General features: G+C 59.1%; 18 protein-coding genes. 10 read left to right on the top strand and 8 right to left on the bottom strand.

What is annotated here, in order from left to right:
* Nucleotides 1-234: 234 nt before the first annotated feature.
* The 8 genes from N2A98_RS12815 (at nt 235) to N2A98_RS12850 (ending at nt 9,939) form a co-directional block, all read left to right on the top strand.
* Nucleotides 235-1,518 carry an acyl-CoA dehydrogenase family protein gene (locus N2A98_RS12815; protein WP_275623555.1) on the top strand — a complete coding sequence of 428 codons (1,284 nt, stop codon included), beginning with the start codon at nt 235-237 and terminating at the stop codon, nt 1,516-1,518.
* Nucleotides 1,519-1,572: 54 nt separating this feature from the next.
* Nucleotides 1,573-2,706, top strand: a complete 1,134-nt coding sequence (locus tag N2A98_RS12820) for a DUF5938 domain-containing protein (protein ID WP_044273818.1) — start codon at nt 1,573-1,575, stop codon at nt 2,704-2,706.
* A 10-nt stretch (nt 2,707-2,716) separates the two neighbouring features.
* Nucleotides 2,717-4,276 carry an AMP-binding protein gene (locus N2A98_RS12825; RefSeq protein ID WP_044273819.1) on the top strand — a complete coding sequence of 520 codons (1,560 nt, stop codon included), beginning with the start codon at nt 2,717-2,719 and terminating at the stop codon, nt 4,274-4,276.
* A gap of 13 nt (nt 4,277-4,289) precedes the next feature.
* The gene (locus N2A98_RS12830) at nt 4,290-5,528 is read left to right on the top strand and encodes a thiolase family protein (RefSeq protein WP_047710865.1); all 1,239 of its coding nucleotides are present in this window, start codon (nt 4,290-4,292) and stop codon (nt 5,526-5,528) included.
* A gap of 11 nt (nt 5,529-5,539) precedes the next feature.
* Nucleotides 5,540-6,907: an FAD-dependent oxidoreductase gene (locus N2A98_RS12835; protein ID WP_044273822.1), complete on the top strand. Its 1,368-nt coding sequence runs from the start codon at nt 5,540-5,542 to the stop codon at nt 6,905-6,907.
* 185 nt (nt 6,908-7,092) lie between these two features.
* On the top strand, nt 7,093-8,571 hold the full coding sequence (locus tag N2A98_RS12840) for an FAD-dependent oxidoreductase (RefSeq protein WP_044273823.1): 1,479 nt from the start codon (nt 7,093-7,095) through the stop codon (nt 8,569-8,571).
* Nucleotides 8,572-8,580: 9 nt separating this feature from the next.
* Nucleotides 8,581-9,237 (top strand): c-type cytochrome, encoded by a 657-nt coding sequence (locus N2A98_RS12845; protein ID WP_047710867.1) that lies wholly within the window; start codon nt 8,581-8,583, stop codon nt 9,235-9,237.
* A gap of 39 nt (nt 9,238-9,276) precedes the next feature.
* Nucleotides 9,277-9,939, top strand: coding sequence for a hypothetical protein (locus N2A98_RS12850; protein WP_044273826.1), 663 nt, complete (start codon nt 9,277-9,279; stop codon nt 9,937-9,939).
* Between the two features lie 89 nt (nt 9,940-10,028).
* Here N2A98_RS12850 and N2A98_RS12855 read toward each other — a convergent pair whose 3' ends face one another.
* The 5 genes from N2A98_RS12855 to N2A98_RS12875 all read right to left on the bottom strand — a co-directional run bounded on the left by N2A98_RS12855 (nt 10,029) and on the right by N2A98_RS12875 (nt 14,367).
* Complete coding sequence (locus tag N2A98_RS12855) at nt 10,029-10,685, bottom strand: c-type cytochrome (RefSeq protein WP_275623556.1); 657 nt, start codon at nt 10,683-10,685, stop codon at nt 10,029-10,031.
* Nucleotides 10,685-12,169, bottom strand: coding sequence for an FAD-dependent oxidoreductase (locus tag N2A98_RS12860; protein ID WP_275623557.1), 1,485 nt, complete (start codon nt 12,167-12,169; stop codon nt 10,685-10,687). Before N2A98_RS12860 ends, N2A98_RS12855 begins: the two co-directional genes overlap by 1 nt.
* Nucleotides 12,170-12,350: 181 nt before the next feature.
* Nucleotides 12,351-13,013 (bottom strand): TetR/AcrR family transcriptional regulator, encoded by a 663-nt coding sequence (locus tag N2A98_RS12865; protein WP_044273829.1) that lies wholly within the window; start codon nt 13,011-13,013, stop codon nt 12,351-12,353.
* Nucleotides 13,014-13,103: 90 nt separating this feature from the next.
* Nucleotides 13,104-13,520, bottom strand: coding sequence for a RidA family protein (locus N2A98_RS12870; RefSeq protein WP_044273831.1), 417 nt, complete (start codon nt 13,518-13,520; stop codon nt 13,104-13,106).
* Between the two features lie 13 nt (nt 13,521-13,533).
* On the bottom strand, nt 13,534-14,367 hold the full coding sequence (locus tag N2A98_RS12875) for a phytanoyl-CoA dioxygenase family protein (protein ID WP_275623558.1): 834 nt from the start codon (nt 14,365-14,367) through the stop codon (nt 13,534-13,536).
* Between the two features lie 695 nt (nt 14,368-15,062).
* On the opposite strand from N2A98_RS12875, the gene N2A98_RS12880 reads away from it, so the two are divergent.
* On the top strand, nt 15,063-15,617 hold the full coding sequence (locus N2A98_RS12880) for a hypothetical protein (RefSeq protein ID WP_275623559.1): 555 nt from the start codon (nt 15,063-15,065) through the stop codon (nt 15,615-15,617).
* Between the two features lie 119 nt (nt 15,618-15,736).
* Here N2A98_RS12880 and N2A98_RS12885 read toward each other — a convergent pair whose 3' ends face one another.
* Entirely contained in the window at nt 15,737-17,350 is a 1,614-nt protein-coding gene (locus N2A98_RS12885; RefSeq protein ID WP_275623560.1) for a methyl-accepting chemotaxis protein, read from the bottom strand.
* Between the two features lie 157 nt (nt 17,351-17,507).
* Between N2A98_RS12885 and N2A98_RS12890 the strand changes: the two genes are divergently transcribed.
* Entirely contained in the window at nt 17,508-18,719 is a 1,212-nt protein-coding gene (locus tag N2A98_RS12890; protein WP_044273838.1) for a multidrug effflux MFS transporter, read from the top strand.
* Nucleotides 18,720-19,275: 556 nt separating this feature from the next.
* On the opposite strand, the gene N2A98_RS12895 is transcribed toward N2A98_RS12890, so the two are convergent.
* Together N2A98_RS12895 and N2A98_RS12900 are read right to left on the bottom strand one after the other, a co-directional pair.
* Nucleotides 19,276-20,190 carry a tyrosine-type recombinase/integrase gene (locus N2A98_RS12895; protein WP_078467350.1) on the bottom strand — a complete coding sequence of 305 codons (915 nt, stop codon included), beginning with the start codon at nt 20,188-20,190 and terminating at the stop codon, nt 19,276-19,278.
* A gap of 108 nt (nt 20,191-20,298) precedes the next feature.
* Nucleotides 20,299-21,111: a hypothetical protein gene (locus tag N2A98_RS12900; RefSeq protein WP_275623561.1), complete on the bottom strand. Its 813-nt coding sequence runs from the start codon at nt 21,109-21,111 to the stop codon at nt 20,299-20,301.
* Nucleotides 21,112-21,425: the final 314 nt, after the last annotated feature.

Here is a 21,425-nt window from a genome sequence, read left to right on the forward strand (position 1 = left end):
GTATGTCGGGAGTCGAACGCCATGCTCGTTTCCCGACACGTCGGCGCAATTTTTTCTCAAACGAACTGCTGATTTCCGGCCGAATTTCCGTGCCTGAATGAGTTTCTATAGGTGCAAAATAATAAACATAACGAATGTTGCGTTAATTAATTTTGCTTGTTAGAGTCGATGACAAATAACAAGACGCAGCATGTTGCACGCGCAGCGGCTGCCACTCTCGATGGAGGTACTTTGATGATCTCGCTCAAGTCGACACTCACCCTGCCAGCCGCCGGACTCACCGGTTTCGAAACCCCGCTGACGGAAGAGGAGGCTGCAATTCAGGCCTCCGTGCACCGCTTCGCCAAAGAAGTGTTGCGACCATTGGGTCGCGAGCTGGATCGCATGACCGCCGAAGAGGTGGTTGCCCCTGGCTCGCCTTACTACTCGCTGTTTGCCGAGTTCGCCAAGCTCGGCCTCGACCCGGCGCTGTTGGCGCAGTTGCCACCGGACATGGCGGTGCGAATCGAATCGCTGATCGGTGAAGAACTCGGCTGGGGCGACGCCGGGCTGGCGATCTCTTTGGGCTGCGCCGGTTTCCCTCTGCAAATGGCCGTTGCCGCCGGCAATGCCGAGCTGGTCGAACTCTGCCAGGGCCGGATCGGCTGCTGGATGGCCACCCAACCCGACCGTGGCAGCGACAACCAGATCTTCGACATGGCGCGAGACTGGCCAGCGGGCAAGCTCGGCAATATCGGCAACCTGACCGCCAAAGTGGTTGGCGATGAAGTCATCCTCAACGGCCAGAGCTCGGCGTGGGTCTCCAACGGCGTCATTGCCCAGGTGGCACTGGGCTTGATCTGCGCCGATTACGGTGACGGTTTTTACGATGAGAACGGCCGGCCGCACGGGATTGCGCTGATTATTCCGCTCGACCTGAAGGGCGTGTCCAAAGGCAAGCCGCTGGACAAAATCGGGCAGCGATCCTTGCCTCAAGGCGAAATCTACTTCGACAGCGTACGCGTGCCTCGGCGCTTTGCTATCGCCGAGCGCGACAACTACTACGGCGCCGTCAGTTCTTCCTGGTCGTTCGCTGGCACCCACATGGGCCAGGTGTTTACCGGTGTCGCACGAGCCGCCTTCGAAATGGCCCTGCAGTACTGCCATGAGCGCCGCCAGGGCGGGCACCCATTGATCGACCACCAGATGACCCGTCTGCGCCTGGGTGACATGTTGCGTCGGGTCGAAACGGCCCGTGCGGTCGCCCGACGTTCGCTGAGCTTCGCGCGCCTGTCGCCGCAAACCCATCCGTACGCCACCGCCTCCGCCAAAGTCACGGTGACCGAAGAGGCGATGGCCGTTGTGCAGGAAGCTTTCCGCCTGTTCGGTGGCAATGGCACCACCCGTGAATACCCGATCGAAAAACTCTTGCGTGACACCCAGTCGTCATTGATCGAGGACGGCGAAAACCGGGTCCTGAGCATGCGCCTGGGGCTGCTCGCCCAGCAGCTGTACGCCGAAGGCTGGGCTAACAACTGATTCTGAATGCACCCGACATCACTCATCCAACAATAACAAATGAGGTAAATCCCGATGGCCAAATATCCTGTCGTTGTCTATGGCGCCAGTGGTTACACCGGCATGCTGATCATGGACTGGTTGATCGACCAGCACATCCCGTTCACCGCCGTCGCTCGCAACGCCGCCCGTGCTCAGGAAATGATGGCGCAACGCGTCGTCGGCCTGGAGTCGGCCACTTACGAAATCATTGAATGCGCCCACGAGGTCGACGCGCTGGTCTCGGTTTTCAAAGGTGCGCGCGTGGTGTGCAACACGGTCGGCCCGTTCATCAATTTTGGCCTGACTGCCGTAGAAGCGGCCTTGAAAGCTGGCTGCCATTATCTGGATCCAGCCGGAGAGCAAGCGCACATTCGAGCCTTGCGTGATCAGTTCGGCGAGCTGTATCGCCAGGCCGGGCTGCTGCTGTCGCCATCGCTGGCGTACATGTACACCTACGCCGAGATCGCCGCCGAATTGGCCCTGGAAACACCGGGCGTCGATTCGCTGGAAACCGCGACCCTGACCCGCGGCCCCCGTACCGGTGCCGCTGGGGTGACGGTCGGTTCAACGGCGACCATTTTCGAGGGCGTCCGTTACCCCGGGGCCTACCTGTGGGAGAAGGAACTGGTGCCTTATGCGCCGAACACAAGCTTCAACGTGGTTTGTCCTGATCTGCTGGAAGCCGTGTTCTGCCTGCCTTGGGGCGGCACTTCACTACCGGTATTTTACGAAGAGGATGGCCGGGTACGCAGTTGCATGTCCTGTGTCGGCTTCTACGACAACCCGGTGATGAAAATGGTCCACGGCCTGGGTGAGAAGTGGGAAGCCGAATACAAGCACCTGCCCAAAGAACAGCAGGACGCGGTGATCCAGAGCCTCGTGCAATCGACCACCCCGAGCATGCCACCGCGTGAACGCAGCACTCTGCAACGCACCGTTGACTTCGCAATCGGTCGTGGCCAACTGACGGCCGTGCGTGCCACCGTGCATGGCATCACGCCTTACATCGCCACCGGGGCCTTGCACGCCGCAGCCGTGGTCAAACTGTTGAATAACGACACCGCCAGAACCGGTTTCGCCTCGGCCTCGAAAGCCTTCGGTCATCGCTACCTGCTGGGCTTCCTTGAACAGCGTGGCCTGGCCCGCGCAACCGTTACTCCACTGTGAAGTGACTAACATGGCGATTATTGATTTCTTCGACCGTGGCTGGCGGATCAATCCGCACGGCGCGGCGTACATCCAGGACGATCGGGTGTTCACCTTCACCGAAGTCCGCAACCTGTCTAGCCGGATCGCCAACGCGCTGTTAGCCGCCGGCCTGCCCGGCGGCACCAAGGGCGCCGTCTGGTCGGCCAACGATGCGGTGGCCTGGACCTGCACCCTGGGGCTCTGGCGCGCCAACCTGTGCTGGATTCCCGTCGGCGCACGCAACAGCGCCGAAGAGAACCGTCACGTGCTCGATGCCTTCGACTGCGAGGTGCTGTTTTTTCAACGAGAGTTCGCGCCGATCATCGACGCGTTGCGTTCGAGCCTGCCAAAAATCCGGTTGTGGATCTGCATCGACGAGCACTTGCCCGGGGCGCCGTCGCTCAAGTCCTGGATCGCGGATCAGCCGGCCACGGCACCGAAGGTCGAGTATCAACTCGATGATGTCGTGGCGCTCTCGCCAACCGGCGGCACCACGGGGCTGCCGAAAGGGGTGATGAACACTCATCGCAGCATCCAAACGTTCTGCGCGCACTTTATGATCAATTTCCCATATGCCGATGAGCATCCGCCGGTCAACCTGGCGGCGGCGCCGATGACGCATACCGCCGGCACGCTGTCCCTGCCCTGCACCTCGCGCGGAGGCACCGTGGTGATCATTACTAAGCCGGATCCTGCACTGATGCTGGCAATGATTCCGAAATACAAGGTCACCGAGACCTTTCTACCGCCGACGGTTATCTATCGACTGCTGGATGTTCCGGATCTGGCGCAGAAGGTCGATTTCAGCTCGTTGAAGTATTTCCTGTACGGCGCGGCACCGATGTCGGTGGACAAACTCAAGCAAGCCATCGAGACCTTTGGCCCGGTGATGGCCGGCGGTTACGGTCAGACGGAAGCGCCGGCCTCGATTTCCAACCTGCCGCCCGCCGAGCATTTGCACGGTGGACGTCTTGCAACGGACGAGCGTTTGTCATCGGTAGGCCGTCCTAATCCGCTGGTTCGGGTGGAAATTCTCAGCGACGCCGGAGACATTCTCGGCCAGGGCCAAACCGGTGAAATCTGTGTGCGCGGCGATCTGGTGATGAAGGGTTACTACAAGGATCCGCAGAGAACCGCAGAAACCATCGTCGATGGCTGGCTGCACACCGGCGACATCGGCCATTTCGATGCGCACGGCTACCTGCACATTACCGACCGCAAGAAAGACATGATCATCTCCGGCGGATTCAACGTTTACCCGAGTGAAGTCGAGCAAGTGCTGTGGAGCCATCCGGCGGTGCAGGACTGCGCCGTCATCGGTGTGCCAGATGAGCAATGGGGCGAGGGCGTGAAGGCCGTGGTCGAGTTGAGCGCCGGGCATACCGTCACTGCTGAGGAGTTGATCGAGCTGTGCAAGAGCCGGCTCGGATCGGTCAAGTCGCCGAAAACCGTGGATTTCATTGCTGCATTGCCACGCAGCCCGGTCGGCAAAGTACTGAAAAAAGATCTGCGTGCCCATTACTGGCAAAACGTTGAGCGGCGTATTTGAGGGGGATGATCTGATGGAACCTATTTACATCGCCGGCATTGCCATGACCGAGTTCGGTCGCCACTTGGACCGAAGCCTTCAGGATCTGGCGCTGGAGGCCTTGCAAGGCGCACTCGCCGACTCCGGCGCCTTGCGCGCCGATATCGGTGCGGTGTTCTACGCCGGGATCACCAACGGTCATCTGCAAGGGCAACTGTCGATTCCCGGGCAGGTGCTGTGCAGCAAGATCGGCCTCGAAGGGGTGCCGGTGTACAACGTCGAAAACGCCTGCGCCTCGGGCAGTACCGCGGTTCATCTGGCAGTGCAGAGCTTGCGCTCGGGGGCTACCGACGTAGCCCTGGCGTTGGGCGCGGAAAAAATGAACGTGCCGGACAAGGCGCGGGCGCTGGCCCTGTTCGAAACCGGCTGGGATGTTTCCACCGCCGAGGAAAACTACGCGACGCTGGTGAAAATGGGCGAGGGCATCGTGGTGCCGCCAGGCTCGGAATCCGATCGTCCGTACAGCAAGTTCATGGCCATCTATGCCGCCATGTGTCGCTGGCACATGCAGACCTACGGCACCACCCAGCGACAGATTGCAGCAGTGTGCGCCAAGAACCATCAACACTCGGTGCACAACCCGTATTCGCAATTTCGCAAGACCTTCACCATTGAAGAAGTGCTCGCCGCGCCGCCGATCACTTATCCGATCACGCTGCCGATGTGTGCGCCGTTATCCGACGGCGCGGCCGCCGCGATTCTCTGTACCGAGGCGGGATTGAAACGCATTGGTGCCGACCCGAAACGTTGTGTGCGGATCGCCGCCAGCGTGATCCGCAGCTTCACCCTGCGTGGGCTCGACGAGCCGCACAAGCACGTCAGCCTGTTGGCAGCGCGTGAAGCCTACGAAATCGCCGGCCTTGGCCCGCAGGACATGCACGTGGCCGAAGTGCACGACGCCTCGGCCATGGGCGAAATCATCCAAGCGGAAAACCTCGGGCTTGCGCCGCTGGGGGAGGGTGGGGTGTGTGCCGAACGCGGCGATTTCACCCTGGGTGGTCGCCTGCCGATCAATCCCTCTGGCGGCCTGGAATCCAAGGGCCATCCGCTGGGTGCGACAGGGATCGGTCAGTTGTACGAGCTGACCACCCAGTTGCGCGGGGAGGCCGGTGCACGCCAGGTACCCGGTGCGCGGCATGCCATCCAGGAAAACGGTGGCGGTCTGCAAGGTGTAGAGGAAGCAGCCGTCGCTATTCACATCCTGAGTCGATAGGAGCACATCACATGTCCATGACCTACCAATCACGAGAGCTGGAAAGCCACTTCGCCGGAGGGCATTTCCGTCGGCTGGGTGGCTGGGTCGAAACTCCGGCTGATCTGCAACCCGAGCTTGAGGGCGATGTCAGCGCGGACGTCATCGTGATCGGTGGCGGTTTCGCCGGGCTGTCCACCGCCCTGGAACTGACGGCGTTGGGGGCCAAGGTTGTGGTGCTGGAGCAGGCGTTTGCCGGTTTCGGCGCCAGCGGGCGGAATGCCGGCTATCTGGGCGGCAGCGTCGGCATTGAGTTCGAGTTGTTCTTGAAACGTGTTGGCAACGAAAAAGCGCAAAAAGTCGTCAGGTTCTATGACGAAGCTGTCGCCTACGTCGAAGGTCGCTTACGCGAATTGGAGATCGACTGCGACTACAACGCATCGGGCATCATCAGGGCGGGCATCCATCCGTCGCAGGAGAAAAGGCTGCGCAAAAGCATGGCCGTGGGCCACGAATTGGGTTCGCAAACCGAGTTTCTGGATCAGGCACAAATGCGCGCGCGGGGGATTCCACCGGCCTTTCTGTTTGGCTGCCTGCAACGCCACGGCGGTACGCTGGACCCTGGCAAATATGTGATGGGCCTGCGCCGCGCTGCACTTCAGGCGGGAGTGAGGCTGTATGAAAACACCAAGCTTGAGTCGTACTCCGACGGGTCGACGATCACCTGCCGGACGCCACGCGGGCAGGCGAGCGCGCCGATAGTGGTGCTGGCCACCAATGCCTATACGCCGCAACTCGGTCTTCTGCGCGACAAAGTCGTTCCATTTCGAGTGTCGGCGGTCGAAACCGAGCCATTGACACCACAGCAGTTGGCATCGCTGGGCTGGGCAGGGCGGGAAGGGTTGACCACGCCGCACCTGGTGATGGAAAGCCATCGCCTCACCGCACGCAATACGCTGCTGATGACCACTAAACGGCTGGGTTATGCCTACGGCTCGAAAACCCCGAACATTCCCGATGAGGTGACCTACCGCGCGTTGCAAGACAACCTTGGCGTGCGCTTCCCGACGTTACGCGGTGTTGGCATTCAAGCGTGCTGGAGTGGTTACGTCAGCATGGCCTACGACGCGTTGCCGGTGGTGGGCGAAACCGGGTCGCACCACAACATTCTTTACACCGCCGGTTGCTCCGGACACGGCGTCGCATCGCAGTCGCTGATCGGTCACCTGCTGGCGGAAAGAATCGGCGGTATCGAGCATCCGCTGCTCGCCGCGTTGCGGCATAAAACCCCGAAAACCCTGCCCGAACCGCTGCAGTGGTGCGCCGTGAATGTGGCGCTGGGAGGAGCACATCTGCTGGACGAATACACCAACCGCAAAGTTGCGCGCCCTCATGCCTGACGGCTGAGGCTTATAGAACCAACACGCTGAGTTTGCATGATGACGCTGACCTTGAAGTCCTGGGGCCGGTAGGCGTTCGCCTGCAGAAAGGCAAACGTATGTTTGCGTTTTCGTCACCCCATTTTTACTGCCGCACCCACGCTCGGCCACGGGCGTTCAATTCAACAATAACGTGATGTGAGGCAATGAACATGAGCACTGACGCCCCTCCTGATTTGAAGCGCAGGCAACTACTCAAACTGGCCGGTGCCACTGCCGCCGTGGGATCGATCGGTTTGAACATTGGCCTGGCCAATGCCGCCGATGCGCTGCTCAAAGACAACCCGGACGATGTGTTTGATGTGGTGATCATCGGTGCCGGCCTGGCTGGTTTGACCGCCGCTCGTGATCTGCATCTGGCGGGTTGCGAGTCGCTACTGGTGCTTGAAGCGCGTGATCGTGTCGGTGGCCGCACCCTCAATCATGACTTGGGTTCCGGCTACATCTCCGAGGCCGGAGGCCAGTGGATCGGCCCTGGACAAACCGCGGTGGCGGATCTGGCCCGTGAGCTTGAGGTCGGCACCTTTCCCAGTTTCTATGAGGGGGAAACCGTGATCCTCGGTGGCGATGGACGTGTCGCCGTCGATTTGAAAGGCACCTTCGGTACCGACGAAAGCGTCTCGGCAAAACTCAGCGAGCTGTCGCGTGATGTGCCGTGCGGCGCGCCATGGAAATCCCACCGAGTGGCCGAACTGGACAAGCTCTCGGCAGGCGACTGGCTGGCCCAGCAAAACATCAAACCGGAAGACCGTGCAGGGTGGAATGCCAGCTTTCTCCTGACCTGCGGTGTCACGCCGGCGAAGATGGGCTTCTTGCATTTTCTATCGATGATCAATTCGGCCGGCAGCGAATACATGCGGCTCGATTCAATCAAGGACAGCGCGCAAGGGACGCGGATCGTCGGCGGTTCACAGGTTCTCAGCAGCAAAATGGCGCAGTTGCTGGGTGACAAGGTTCGCTTGTCGTGCCCGGTGCGCAAAATTGCTGACTGGAACGGCGACATCGTCAGACTGCAAACGGATCAGGGCGAGATCCGCGCCCGGCGCGTGATCATGGCGATTCATCCCGCACTGTGCCAACGCCTGCAGTTCGATCCAGCGCTGCCCGAAGCCCGCGCCGCTCTGCAGCGAGCCTGGCCGGCGCACTCGCCGGCGCGCAAGACCGCAATGGTCTACCCGCGGCCTTTCTGGCGCGACAAAGGCTTGAACGGCCATATCATTCAGGTCGGTGGGCCGGTCATCTGGGCATACGACAACTCGCCGCCAAACGGCGAAATCGGTGTGATCAATGCGTTCATTTTGAATGCCGCAGCCCCCACCGACCTCGAGGCCGCGAAGCATATGCAGACCGAAATCTATGCACGTGCCCTGGGGGACGCAGCGCTCGAGCCGGTTTCCTATCACGATCATGACTGGGCGCATGCCGACCCATGGACCATTACGTGCGTGTCGCCGATTCCCCCCGGTTTCTGGTCGACACATGGCGAGGCACTGCGTCCGCCCTGCGGCAATCTGTTCTGGTCGGGCACCGAAACCGCTGACATCTGGGCAGGTTACATGGACGGCGCCGTGCGCGCCGGACGCCACAGCGCCTTACAGGTGCTCAACGCGTTACGTAAGGTGTAGGAGGCGGCAATGAAAAAAATCATAGCGCTTGGCGTCATCGTGGTCATTGCGGTGCTGTTGGCGATTTTTGGCCGCGACCTGCTCGATCTGTATCGGCTGCAGAGTTACATCACCACCTCCACTGAGACCTACCAGGCCGAACGCGGAAACTGGCCCCATCTGACCGATGCCTGCACCGGTTGCCATGGCAGCCATGGTAACTCGCTGAACTCGACGTATCCGAGCCTGGCAGGGCAACCCGCCGCGTATCTGTCTGCCCAGTTGCGCAATTTTGCGAGCGGACAACGGTTTGCGCCCAACATGGGGCCGTTGGCGATGACCCTCCGCCCGGATGAAATTGATCTGCTGGCGAAGTTCTACGCCCGGCAATCGGTCGGTACCCATGGGCCTGTCAGCCCTGACGAGGATCTGAAGGATCGAGGCAAACAACTGGTGCAAACCCGAGGCTGCACCGCCTGCCATGGTGCACAACTGATGGGCCACGAAGCCTACCCACGCCTGGCTGCACAAGGGCAGGACTACCTTTTGGCCCAGCTTAACGCTTTTGCCAGCGGCGAGCGCATTGAGCCCAGTGGTGCCATGCAAGCCATGGCCGCGGCGCTGTCAGCGCAGGAGCGCCAAGCGATTGCGGCTTATCTGGCCGCAATCGTTCCTCAACCCCGCTAATCCATCAAATTATCTGTCAGCTGTACCGAGGCTATCGTTATGGAACCAAGAAATATTGTGCTGTGCCTTGCCTGTTTCTTGCTGCTTGCCAACGGTCTGACCTTTGGCATCAGGTTTCTGAAGAAGAGAAACCTGTTACTGGCTCTGGAGTGGTTTGTGGTTGCCTTTTCCGCGACAAACTTCCTGGTCTTTTGCCTGACGGGATCGGAGCATGCGTACCTGATTTCATACTTTTGCGACGCGTTCTCCAGAGCCTTCGGAATTCCGCTGATTACCGTGCTCGGGCTGATGGCGGTGACGCATGCCTACAAGCCTTCCGTAGGCAAAGAACTCATGATGTTTGCCGGCGCTCTGCTGGGCACACTCGCGTTGATCTCGACCAAGGTTGTGGTCACGCTTCTGCCGTATTTCTACGTGCTGATGTGGGGGATGTTTTCGGTCTACCTGGTGTATTTCGCGGTACGCCTTGCAAATGTCGGCGAGTCACTGCACGCGATCGGTGTGATGTTTGGCATGCTCGCCTCACTGACCATTGCCTACATCTACGATTTTTACAAGATCCCCGGCGACGACAGCAATGTGCTGCTGAACTTCTACGTGCTTGCACTGACCACCTGGGCTTATCTGCTGGTGCACCTGTATTACGCGTATTGCGCGCTGGAGCGCGCGAAGGGCGCAATGGCAGTTCTGCAAACGCGCTAGGGGGTAGTTGAAGTGTTCGAAGCCGCCGATCTGGCGGCTTTTTTGCGTGATGCAGAGGAGGGCGGGGGGGCATCCTTGCCCGTGCAGGATCAACGGTTCAGCTTGGCCAGATAATGCGCGACGGCCTTGATGTCTTCATCGGACAGGGTGCTCGCCATGGCATTCATGGCCTGCGTCGGGTCGGTGCGTTGGCCACGCTTGAAAGCGCTCAGTTGATCGCTCAGATAAAGCTGCCCTTGTGCGGCGATACGCGGAGCAAGGGGACCGCCAGTGAGTTTTTCGCCGTGGCAGGCTGCACACCCATTGGCGGCGACCACACGCTGACCGCGCTGGTCCAGGGCATCATCCTTCGCCGGGACTTCAGTCACGCCTGGTTGCTGTTCGGCAAAATAACTGGCCAGGCGCTTGATCTGCTCTTCGGTCAGATTGGCCGCCAGCGGCTGCATCTGGGCATTGTGGCGACGCCCTTCGGAAAACGCGCGCAACTGGTTTTCGATGTACGCCGCGGGCTGCCCTGCAAGCGCTGCGTATTGAGCGTCGCGCGGTTGACCGTTTGCGCCATGGCAAAGCGCGCAGGTGTCCTGTAACTGTGGCCACGCACCGCCATTGGCCTGGTATGCCGCGTCGTGCTGATCCATGGCCTGCATGAAACGATAGCCCGCCAACAGTTCCGGTCCATACATCGCAATTGATCCGGCCAACGCTGCGCTCACGACGATGGTTCCAACCATCATAATCCGCTTCATCAGGCGTTCCTCCGTGGTTGAAGCAACGCCTGCAGCGCTTCCATTGCCGCGCGATGTCCGGCGCGGACTGCACCGTCCATTGCCCCGGCCCAGATCTGCGCAGTCTCGGTACCCGACCAGATCATGCGCCCGACCGCCGGCGTCAGATACTCGCCCCATTGCGTCCAGAAACCGGGGGGCATGGGGGAAATACAACTCAAACTCCACGGGTCGATCTTGCCCCAGTCCAGATCATGAAACTGAATCGGGTGCAGGGCTTGTTCGCCCATGGCGCTGGCGTAAATCGCCGACAGGGTGTCCTGCGCGGTTTTGGGGTCATGGGGTAATTGGCCAGTTCTGACGAACCCGCTGAGCACACCCAGGCTGCCGTCCTCCGGCGAATTGTCAAAGGCCCAGATCAGCGGACCTTCCACTTGCACGATCTGGCCGTTGAGGCCTTGGTCGCGCCAGAACGGGCGCTCATAGACGTGCACGGTCTTGCGCATCGGTGCATGGGCCGGCCAATGCCGATGCAGCTCGGCACGCCCGGAGGGCAGGGGTGGATCGAAGACGATCTGATTGCACAGCGCCGGGCTCAGCGCGGCAATCACCTGCCGCGTGCGCATGATGCCCTGATCGGTATGCAACTCGACGACATCACGGTCCCAACCGACAATCTTGCGCACTGGGCACGCCAATCGGACTTTTTCTCCGAGAGCTTGTGCCATCTTCAAGCTGAGGATTTGCGAGCCGCCTACCAAACGTGATTCCTGTGCACCGCCTTGGACACCTTCGAGCTTTTCGAGACGGCAGTCAGAGGAGTTGATCATCGCCAGGTAATGCAGGAGCCCCATGCCGGCCGGCGTGGTACCGAAGGTGAGGCTCACGGACATGTTGAAGCCGATCTTGTCGACATTGCTTATGCCTTGCCCGGCCAGCCATTGGCCAATCGAGAGTTTGTCCAGCTCACCCGCATCCTTGGCTTTCCACGGCGCTTTGCTGGGGACGCCTTCGGCGAGTTTGTTCAGTTTTGCGACGATGTCAGTATTGGAATTTGGACCATCGCTAACGTCCTCTTGGACTCTTACCTCGTCTATCAGATAGACCGCCTTGCCCTTGTAGTACGTAGGGAAGGTTGCGACATCAAGCTGTCTGGCCAGATCGGCGATTGACGTTTGACCGGGGCCGATCCATTGACCACCGGCCTCGCAGATCACGCCATTACCTAGGTCATGGTTAAGTGTTCGACCTCCGACGCGATCGCGGGCTTCAAGCACGACAAACGACTCGCAGCCAGCGGCCTGGAGGTCTCTGGCAGACGTAAGCCCGGACAGGCCTGCGCCAATGATCACCACATCCAGTATCGAGGTGTCTAAAGGTTGGGTTTGCGCCATCGCACGCCCGGTGACACCGAGCCCTCCGGCGAGGGCCGCGCCTCCAAGCGCTTGCAATAACAATCGTCGCTGTCGTGATTGCGTCGACAGTTCATCGAGATCCGCATCCATCTTCACCTCCGTCTTTTATTTATAATCACAGATGTTATGCAAATATATGACGGAACAGGAATTCAGCAAAGTGAAATCGGCGCAATGACGATTAACCGAGGGGTTGAGCGAAAGGCGGGCGCCATCAAGCAGGATTCGCTGCGCAAATGAAGCGAATCTTATTGATGCCTGAGGGTATGGTTTAGCGAGCGGGGCTGATCAGCGTGATGACCGCATCCATCAAGGTCTTGCTGCGTTTGGCTTCAAATCGCTCTGGCTCGATTGGCAACATCATCATCCAGCCGTCACTCAGCGCGCTGAGCTGATCGGCGAGCAGATCGGCAGCAATGTCTTTACGGATGATGCCCTGGGTTTGTCCTTTGCCCAGAATGCTTGCGAGATTCTCGCGAAAGCGCGAGTAACGTTTCTGGATTACGTCGGCAAACACCGGTTCGTGCCTTGCGTGGGCGAGCATCTGAAACAAGGCCAGCCAACGCGCCGAATCGTTGGCTTGAGTCAGGTTCAACCACTGTTCGATCATTGCCCTGACATCGACCTTTTCCTGATCGGCATCCAGCAAGTGATCGAACTCGTCAAACAGACTCTGCGCCGCCGCCGTGATCATTTCTTCTTTATTGGCAAAGTAATAGGTCACGGCGCCAGTGGTGCAGCCGGCATGACTGGCGACTTTGCGCAGAGACGTCCCGGCATAACCCTCCTGGGCAATGACTTCAATCGCTGCAGTCAACAGTTCACCGCGTTTTTCCAGACGATTACCTACCGGGCGGCCGCGACGTGGGGCGGGCGCTGAATCACTGTCTTTGGAGTGCTGACTATCCGTGGAAGGCGCTTGAGCATCATGCATGAGAGAAAGTGATTCCGTTGGTTGAAGGCGTTGAGCCGGCAGCGGCTGCGAACGCCATTTTGGCTTGGCACGTCGCGATCATGCAATCGTTCAGATTCGACTGCTGCCAATCACCGCGACGGCCCGAACTTCCACGCGCAAGCCCGGCATTGCCAGTTGTGAAATGCCGACAGCGGTCCAGGCTGGATAACGTTCAGGGAAGTATTCGTCCTTTACCTGTCCAAAAGCGTGCACTTCGGCCTGCAGATCGGTATGAAACGTCATCAACTCGACTACATCGGCCAGGCTTGCACCCGCAGCTTCGAGGATGGTCCGCAAAGACTGAAACGCCAGATGGGATTGCGCCTGGATGCCTTCGGCGGGAACCATGGCCTCGTCGATACCGACTTGGCCGGACACCCAGATCATGTTGCCGACGCGTGTTGCCTGGGAAAAGTGGAAGTTGTCGTAGATTGCCTGGGTGTGACCAGGGTTGAAGGACTGACGCTGCAGGTCTTGAGTGTTCATGGCAATGCTCCTTTTATATTAATTGGCGGAACGTTGGGTGGCGGAAGCCGTCTCCCGCTTTCAGGGTCGACAGCTCTTCAGTAAACAGCACGCCTTGCTGCGGGTAACCGCTCGCGCTGTTTTCTGGTAAAGGATGGAAGGTGGCGTCGTCGCCAAAGAAACGGAAAACGAAGGTGTGACGATCCGGGAAAGCTTCGTCCACCGGAGCGCCACCATGCAGTGAACCCGGATGCAGCAAGACGATATCGCCGGGCTCGGTAGCCCACGAAATGATGTCGAATGATGCGGGATCGTTTTGGCGCAGCGCCTCGATATCCGGCAGGCGTGGCAATGCGTCGCCGCCATGCAGCGGCTGAGTCGGATCGTTTGGATCGCGAAACGTAGTGCCGTCGTAGCGTGGTCCTTTGTGCGAACCTCGAACGATTTCCAAAGCGTTTTTCTTCGGCACTGATTCAAAACTGATCCAGGCATTGGCCCAGTGGCTTCCGGCCCATGGCAGATAAGACGTGTCCTGATGCCAAAGCGTGCGAGATCCGCGCCCACCTGCTTTGAGAAACACCTCTTCGGCGAAGTACCACACGTTTTCCGAGCCCCAGAGCTGCGCAAACAGCTGGCCAAAGGGCAGGGAGGTTACGAGTTCTTCAAGACGGGCTTTGGCGACGGGGTTGGCATTGTCAACATGGGACTGTTGCTCAGTCCCGTCGAACATTCGGATTGCATGAGGGCCGTGATTCTCGACTGCCCAGTCATAGGCTACCCGGCACTCAGCCAATTGATCTTTGTTCAGAAAACCTTTGATCAGGACGGCCCCGTCTTCCAGGAACGCCTTTCGCACAGAGAGTTGCATGAGAGCTTTCTCCTCGAAAATGCCACGTGGCAATTTCGATGCTAGCAGCCCTCAAAATTAAACACAACGACAGTTATGTTAATTATGAAGAGCCATTACGATGACATAATCTTGAAGATATGTGCATATCAGCAACGGCGCCGTCACGATCAAAGATGAGGGTTTCAGCTGCGCAGTCCTCACTCGACACCAAGCATCACCTTGTCTGAGCGCACAGCCCTTATCCAGGTATCGGCTTTTTGCGTAGCTATAGAAAGCCTGGATCGCTCGTAGATGCGCCGCCGCAGTATTGAAAGCGCGGTGCCTGAGTCTGAGGTGGACGTACATACAGGGGGCAAGCATGGGCAAAGGTGCCACGTCATCAGCTTGCGCGAGCAGCGGTAGTCGTTGACTTGAAGAGAAACGGCACATGGGCATGGCCCGTTGAGAGAGTAGGCGTAAAAACGAATTCGTCGAATCAGTGACTTACGTGGCTTATGAACGTATCTGACATAGCACATGATTTAACATAATATACATTATGCGTACCGTCCTATGCGGGGCTGGGGTGCTCTGGCGGTCAGATTTCAAGCCAGGCTCAACCTACGATCACCGTCTCCAGCTCGTACAGACTTCGCTTGGCGATGCTTTGTCCGCATGATTGAATGCCGGCCTTTAGCAACGCTGTTGCTTCCACTCGGCGCCGGAGAAACGGAATGTGGCTTTGTACAGACTGGAAAATTGATTGGAACGCAATCAGCGCCGTGGCTACTGCCGCAGCCGCACTCATCGCATTATTCGTTTGGCTTTACGACAAGCATCAACGGAGGATCGAACGCAAAGCCAGTGCTAGGCTTCTAGCTCAGATCATGACGACACCTGTTGGAGCTGCACATGTCCAGATTTCTAAATTCAAAAGCGATCTTTTTCCAACTGGCAGTGATCCCCTGATCAGCAGTTTGCTGCAGGACAAAAATGCGCGAAAGCAGCTAGTCGAAAAGGCATCAGCAATTACGATTGAGCTTCCATCCCAGTTTCTAGACAAAGCTGATTTCTTCAGTGAGGCTGTCAACAGCAGCCTGGCAAACGCATTTTCTGAAGTAAATCGCTTAAAACAGTTCGTCGGCTTATTCGGTGACCTGGCAGATAAAGAGCGGCAAGACGTGATTGACCTTCACTTAATGACGGTTCTCAACCAAATCAAAACGGCTGAGACAGCTGCTGAAGCTGCTTTTCAGGCTCTTTTAGTGGTTGGACGAACCAGCCGGTAATTTTCTCTACCCTTCCTCGTTATGTGTTTTTATTATAACTAAACTAAACGACTATTTAGTTGAGTTATATGCGGACTGCTTATCGCCTCTACTGAAACCCGGGCCAGGTTCTTAGGCTCCTACATCTTAAACCGATCAACCGACTGCGACAGCTGCCCTGCCAGGCTGGATAGCTCATCGGTGGTCGACGCCGTCCCCGCGATTACCCGACTGTTACTTTCCGACATCCCCGCAATCCTCTCCACCTGATGAGCAATCTCATTACTGGCCAGGCTCTGCTCGCTAATAGTGCGGGAAATATCATTGACCAATTCAGTGGTACTCAGCGTAGCCTGGAGGATCTCGCGAATGGCGCGTTCCACTTCGGCAGTCACTGCCATGCCCTTGTCCACTTGAGCAACGCCCTCCTCCATGCTGATCACCGCTGCTCGGGTGTTCTGCTGGATGCTCCCGACCATGCTGGCGATTTCCTGGGTGGAGGCGCTGGTGCGTCCGGCCAGGCTGCGCACTTCGTCGGCCACGACCGCGAAGCCGCGCCCTTGCTCACCGGCGCGGGCGGCTTCGATGGCGGCGTTCAGGGCCAGCAGGTTGGTCTGGTCGGCAATCCCCTTGATCACCTGGATGATGCTGTAGATCGCTTCAGACTCCTTGTCCAGTGTGCGGATCACTTGGGCTGACTGTTGGGCAGAACGGGCGATGCCGTCCATGTCGCTGACCACCTGGTGAATGACGCGGCCACCGTCCTTGGCCAGGGTTTCAGCCTGACTGGCCATGTCCAGGGCACGTTGGGCGTGACGGGTGATTTCTTCGATGCTGGCGGTCATTTCGCTCGCCGCGGCGGCCATGGTGCTGGCAGCCACACTTTGTTGCTGGCTGCTGCCTGCCACTTCATGGCAACCCTGGCTGAGGCGCTCGCTCATGCCATTGACGCCATGGGCGTTGCTGCGAACCACTTCGATCATGCCGCGCAAATCCCGCTGCATCGTCGCCAGGCTGCGAATCAGTGCACTGGCTTCGTCCTGGTTCTTGGGTTCGACAATCGGCTCGCTCAGGTTGCCATGGGCAATGCTCTGGGCAATATGGCTGGCGGTGCGCAACGGCCCCATGATGCTCAGGGTCACCCAACGTCCTTGTGCCAGCAGCAACAGCAGGCTCGCGCCCAATACGATAATCAAGGTCCAGTTGGCGTTACTGATGGTTTGCCGGGTACCGGTGCTGGTGAGTTGGGTATTGTTTTCGATGAGTTCGCTCAACGCCGCCATTTGTTCTTCCAACTGGCTGAACGCGGCATTGAAGGTCTGCAGTTCCCCTCGTGCGGCTTCGGGGTTCTCCAGGGCCAGGGCGACGATGCGCTCGCCGGCGCTGATGTAGGTGTCCAGGTTGGGTTTGATTTTTTCCAGGCCGGCCTTGATCGAGGCGTCCAGTGGCAGCTTGAGGTTTTCCGCCAGCACCTCGCGGAAATGTTCGGCATGCTCCTTGATCGAGCTGTTGACCTCGGCCGGCGTACTGGTGCTTTTGCCCAGCCCGACCAACATGGCAGACAGCACATCCGCACGCAGGGCGTCGTGCATCATGTCGGCTTCCATGTGGTTGCGCAGTACCGTCATGCTGACGTCGTTGTCCTGTACCGCATCGGCCATCCGCGTATTGCCCAGGTAGCCAGCCAGGCTCATGATCAAAGCGGTGAGCAACCCGGTCGCAATCAACAGCACCAAGCGTAATTTGATCGTCATAGTGGTACCCCGTGCCAGGCCTGCCGGTTGGGAACCCAACCGTTTGAGTGTCGCTGCTAGCTGTATCGGCAGCTGTTGCTTGTTAGTGAAGCCTAAGTTTGCGGATCTGCGCGGTTCCCTTAAGCTGAGCGTCCGTTGCTCTACCTGGATCTGCCAAATGCCTCAACGTATCGCCCGTCTGGCCTTGTTGCTGGGCTTGATCACCGCCGTCGGCCCCTTTGCCATCGACATCTACCTGCCAGCGCTGCCCACCCTGGGCGCCAGCCTCCAGGCCTCGCCGGCGGCGGTGCAGATGAGTTTGACGGTGTTCTTCATGATTATCGGCGTGTGCCAGTTGTTCTACGGCCCCCTCAGCGATGTGTTCGGGCGTAAACCACCGATTTATGCGGGTTTGGTGATCTTTGCCATTGGCAGCGTCGGCTGCGCACTGGCCCCGACTATCGAAGTGCTGATCGGCTTTCGAGCCATACAAGCGTTCGGTGCCTGCGCGGGGATGGTGATCCCAAGGGCGATCGTCCGCGACCTGTACACCGGCCATGAAGCGGCGCGCCTGATGGCTTTGTTGATGCTGGTGATGAGTGTTTCACCGATCCTCGCGCCTTTGGCCGGTAGCCTGGTGATTTCGATCTGGAGCTGGCGCGAAGTGTTTGCCGTGTTGGCGGTGGTGGCCGTGCTGTGTCTGGTGATGACCGCTGTACAACTACCAGAAACCCACCCGGCCGAGCGCCGCCTGGGCAAGACCCTGGGCCAGGCGTTCGGCAGCTATGGCGCCCTCCTGCGCGACCCGGTTTTTACGGGATTGTCGGTGGTGTGCGGGTTTGGCCTGGCTACCTTCTTTGTGTTCATCGGTAGCGCGCCCTTCGTGTACATCGAGTATTTCGGCCTGACGCCTACCCAGTTCAGCCTGTGCTTTGCCCTCAACGCGGCCTCGTTTTTTGCCATGAGCCAACTGACCGCACGCCTCAGCGCCCGCTTTGGGCTGGCGCCGTTGATTCGCTGGTCGGTGGTGGGCGTGGCGGCGGTCATGAGCTTGCTGGCGGCGACTACGCTGTGGGGCGACAGCCTGGCCCTGATGATGGGGCTGTTGTTTATCGGTTTTGGCTTTCTTGGCCTGCTATTGCCGGCGGCCGGGGTGTTGTCGTTAGAGGATCACGGTGCAGTGGCCGGTTCTGCGTCTGCACTGCTGGGCGCGATCCAGATGGTCACTGCTGCTGTTGCGATGACCTTGGTGGGCGTATTTGCCGACCACACCCCGGCGCCGATGTTGATCGGTATCGCGCTGTGTGCGCTTGCCGCGATGCTGACCACCTGGTGGACGCTGCGGCGCTTACCGGCTCATTTGGCTTCAAGCGCCCCGCCCTCCTCCTGAGTATGGTTGTAGCAGCCAACGGTAACCACGATACGAAGCGAGTCGCTCTTGATCTTGCCGTTGCTCTGCTTTTGATCTTGATCTCAGGCGCCCCGTTAAACCACGCTGGCCGAACGCAGGCTTGAATTCGTGGGTAACCCGGCAGGACGCCGGGTTAGCCGTCCTGGGCCAAGGATGGCCCATGACGGCGGCCCACGGATTCAAGCCGGAGTGAGGGCACACCGAGCTCAGGCGAGGTGCCGAGTGGTGGGGCAAAAGCGTTTTGCTTACTTTTGCGCTTTTCAAAAGTGAGCCGCTGTCAGAGCGGAACCCTAGGTGGCCGTTACCTAAATAACGGATATGTACTCGGTCTAACTGTGTTGACTGCAGGCCATCATCGCAGGCAAGCCAGCTCCCACAGTTTGATCCTGGTGTGTCAGGTAGATAGGCGTCGTCTGCCAGGCCGTCTTCGCGAGCAAGCCCGCTCCCACAGTTGGATCGTTGGGGTTTCAGGTAGACAGGCGTCGGCTGGCAGGCCGTCATCGCAGGCAAGCCAGCTCCCACATGCCCCCGCCGCCTACAAATCAAACCGATCCACCGCCCGCCGCCGCTCATTGTCGTCACGCACGTCATAGCTGGCAGTGGTCTGGATGTTAGTGTGATGCGCCAGCTTCTGCGCAATCGACAAATCATGCTCCTCGATCACCCGCGTGATAAACGAACGACGGAAATCATGGGGCATGATCTTGACCCCCACCTGATCACCACGCTGGCGCGCGATGTAGTAAATCGCATGCTTGGTGATGCGTTCCCGGGTGATATGGCTGCCTCGACGGATGCGGTTAAACAGGAAGCTGTCGTCCTGCTCACCTTCTTTGAGCTGCTCGCGACGAAACGCCAGCCAGGCCTGAAGTTTGGCAAACGCCCAGTCCGGCGCGTACTTGACCAGTTCCTTGTTGCCCTTGCCGATCACGCGCAAACTGCGCTCGTCAAAGTTGACCTGCGCCAGGTCCAGGTTGACCGACTCCGACTTGCGCATGCCCGAGCCATATAACAGCCCGATCACCGCGGCATCCCGCAGGCCCTGGGGCCGAGGGTCGGCGGCGCAGACGTCGAGCATCTCGCGGATCAACGTGCGGCGCAGGTTGCGGCCCTGGCCCAGGCGCGTACCGGGTGTGGCCTTGACCGAGCGCATCTTCAACAGGTGGTCCTGGCTGATCAAGCTCATGCGCCACGCCTCGTTCATCACCCCGCGCACCGCATTCACATACAGCGACGAGGTGTTCGGCGCAAAGCCGTCCTCGCGCAAGGCAGCCACCAATGCAATAACGTGTTCGGGCTGCAGCAGGTGCCAGTCAATCTCTTCGAGGTTGAGGTCTTCAAAACCCAGGCGGTCGGCGGCATCCTGCAGCACGTAGCGCATGGTCAGTTGGCTGGAAGGCGCCAGGCGGGTGAGATAAAGGGTCAGCGGGTTGCAAATGGACTCGGTCAAGGTAGATCAGCCTTTGGATTAAATACACCGACCAACTATTTGATTAATCGATGTATTTAGTGGGTTGGCGAAGGCCGAGTCTAACCCAGGACCGGCCCTGGCACAAAATCACGGGGCTGTATCGTCGTCCTCGCTGGCTGCCTGGGGTTGGGCCAGGGACTGGCTCCAGTCGGCGTCCTGTTGCTGCATCAGCGCGAACCACTGCTGGCGCATAAAGGCGAGGTAACTGTCCGGCGCCTTGGCAAAGTCCTTCTCGTCGCCATAGCAACCCGGCAGTGGCAGTTCGGTGCCCTGCTCCTTGTATTGGCTGACCAACGCTTGCTGCGCCGTGACGCTGCAGTCAGTGGGTAGTGGCATGCCGCGCAAGGCGCCCGCGTCTTCATCCCACCAACTGGCGCCCACGCGGTCAAGACCACGCAGACGATACTTCTCGGACTTGCCGACATGCATGATCAGCTTGAATTCGTTGGGGCTGACGTCACTGGTGCAAGCGCGTGAATAGCCGACGGTAGTCTGGGTATTGCCATCGCCCAGCAGGTCGGTGACCTTGGTGGCGGCCCGGTCAAAGCGCAGCCCGGCGTCGAATTCGCAGCGCTGCACATCGTCATACAGCATCCAGACGCGCTTGGGGCGCTCGCCACTCAGCACGTACTGCGCCGCGTAGACAAAGGCCGATTGGGTACCATCGTCATCGCGCTCACCGACTTGCTCGGCGAGTACCAGCAGGTTTTTGCCCTGGCGGTCATCCCAGGTATACGCGGCGACTTGCTTGCCGCGCACTTCCACCCTTTCCGGCACCTGGTCCAGAGGCGTCAGCGCGACGCCCTGTTCGGCCCGCACGCTGGTGGCACAGGCCACCGTCATCAACAATCCCATCAGCACGGGCCGCAATGGGCCGCGCAAAAGCTGCACGCTATTCATCCGAGTACCCTGGCAAGAGAGGGCTTACTTTACCGGCACTTGAGCGCTAATGCAGAGAAGATTGTTGAAGGGCGCTCATTGGCCCGATCACCTCGCTCAAATTGAACCAAGCGCCCTGCACGAAGCTCCGATATCGCCCTGTGAGGCTTACCTGTAACGCCTTGATTACTTAGCTGAACCCTAGCTGTCTGCCTGTCAAATAAACGAGTTTTTCATCCGCCTTTCATATTCGTTGCACATTTTTGCGCTTAACCTTGTAGGCAACACTTAAGAGCAATCCGTGGATTATCGACTAACCTATTGAAAACGCATCA

Source organism: Pseudomonas sp. FJ2-5-13, from assembly GCF_029201605.1.
In the GTDB taxonomy this organism is placed as follows: Bacteria; Pseudomonadota; Gammaproteobacteria; order Pseudomonadales; family Pseudomonadaceae; genus Aquipseudomonas; species Aquipseudomonas lactis.

Coding starts and splice junctions, on each gene's coding strand:
- N2A98_RS12880 (WP_275623559.1), top strand. CDS start 15,063: ATGTGGCTTTGTACAGACTGGAAAATTGATTGGAACGCAATCAGCGCC.
- N2A98_RS12835 (WP_044273822.1), top strand. CDS start 5,540: ATGTCCATGACCTACCAATCACGAGAGCTGGAAAGCCACTTCGCCGGA.
- N2A98_RS12845 (WP_047710867.1), top strand. CDS start 8,581: ATGAAAAAAATCATAGCGCTTGGCGTCATCGTGGTCATTGCGGTGCTG.
- N2A98_RS12890 (WP_044273838.1), top strand. CDS start 17,508: ATGCCTCAACGTATCGCCCGTCTGGCCTTGTTGCTGGGCTTGATCACC.
- N2A98_RS12815 (WP_275623555.1), top strand. CDS start 235: ATGATCTCGCTCAAGTCGACACTCACCCTGCCAGCCGCCGGACTCACC.
- N2A98_RS12860 (WP_275623557.1), bottom strand. CDS start 12,169: ATGGATGCGGATCTCGATGAACTGTCGACGCAATCACGACAGCGACGA.
- N2A98_RS12820 (WP_044273818.1), top strand. CDS start 1,573: ATGGCCAAATATCCTGTCGTTGTCTATGGCGCCAGTGGTTACACCGGC.
- N2A98_RS12850 (WP_044273826.1), top strand. CDS start 9,277: ATGGAACCAAGAAATATTGTGCTGTGCCTTGCCTGTTTCTTGCTGCTT.
- N2A98_RS12900 (WP_275623561.1), bottom strand. CDS start 21,111: ATGAATAGCGTGCAGCTTTTGCGCGGCCCATTGCGGCCCGTGCTGATG.
- N2A98_RS12830 (WP_047710865.1), top strand. CDS start 4,290: ATGGAACCTATTTACATCGCCGGCATTGCCATGACCGAGTTCGGTCGC.
- N2A98_RS12840 (WP_044273823.1), top strand. CDS start 7,093: ATGAACATGAGCACTGACGCCCCTCCTGATTTGAAGCGCAGGCAACTA.
- N2A98_RS12865 (WP_044273829.1), bottom strand. CDS start 13,013: ATGCATGATGCTCAAGCGCCTTCCACGGATAGTCAGCACTCCAAAGAC.
- N2A98_RS12855 (WP_275623556.1), bottom strand. CDS start 10,685: ATGAAGCGGATTATGATGGTTGGAACCATCGTCGTGAGCGCAGCGTTG.
- N2A98_RS12870 (WP_044273831.1), bottom strand. CDS start 13,520: ATGAACACTCAAGACCTGCAGCGTCAGTCCTTCAACCCTGGTCACACC.
- N2A98_RS12825 (WP_044273819.1), top strand. CDS start 2,717: ATGGCGATTATTGATTTCTTCGACCGTGGCTGGCGGATCAATCCGCAC.
- N2A98_RS12885 (WP_275623560.1), bottom strand. CDS start 17,350: ATGACGATCAAATTACGCTTGGTGCTGTTGATTGCGACCGGGTTGCTC.
- N2A98_RS12875 (WP_275623558.1), bottom strand. CDS start 14,367: ATGCAACTCTCTGTGCGAAAGGCGTTCCTGGAAGACGGGGCCGTCCTG.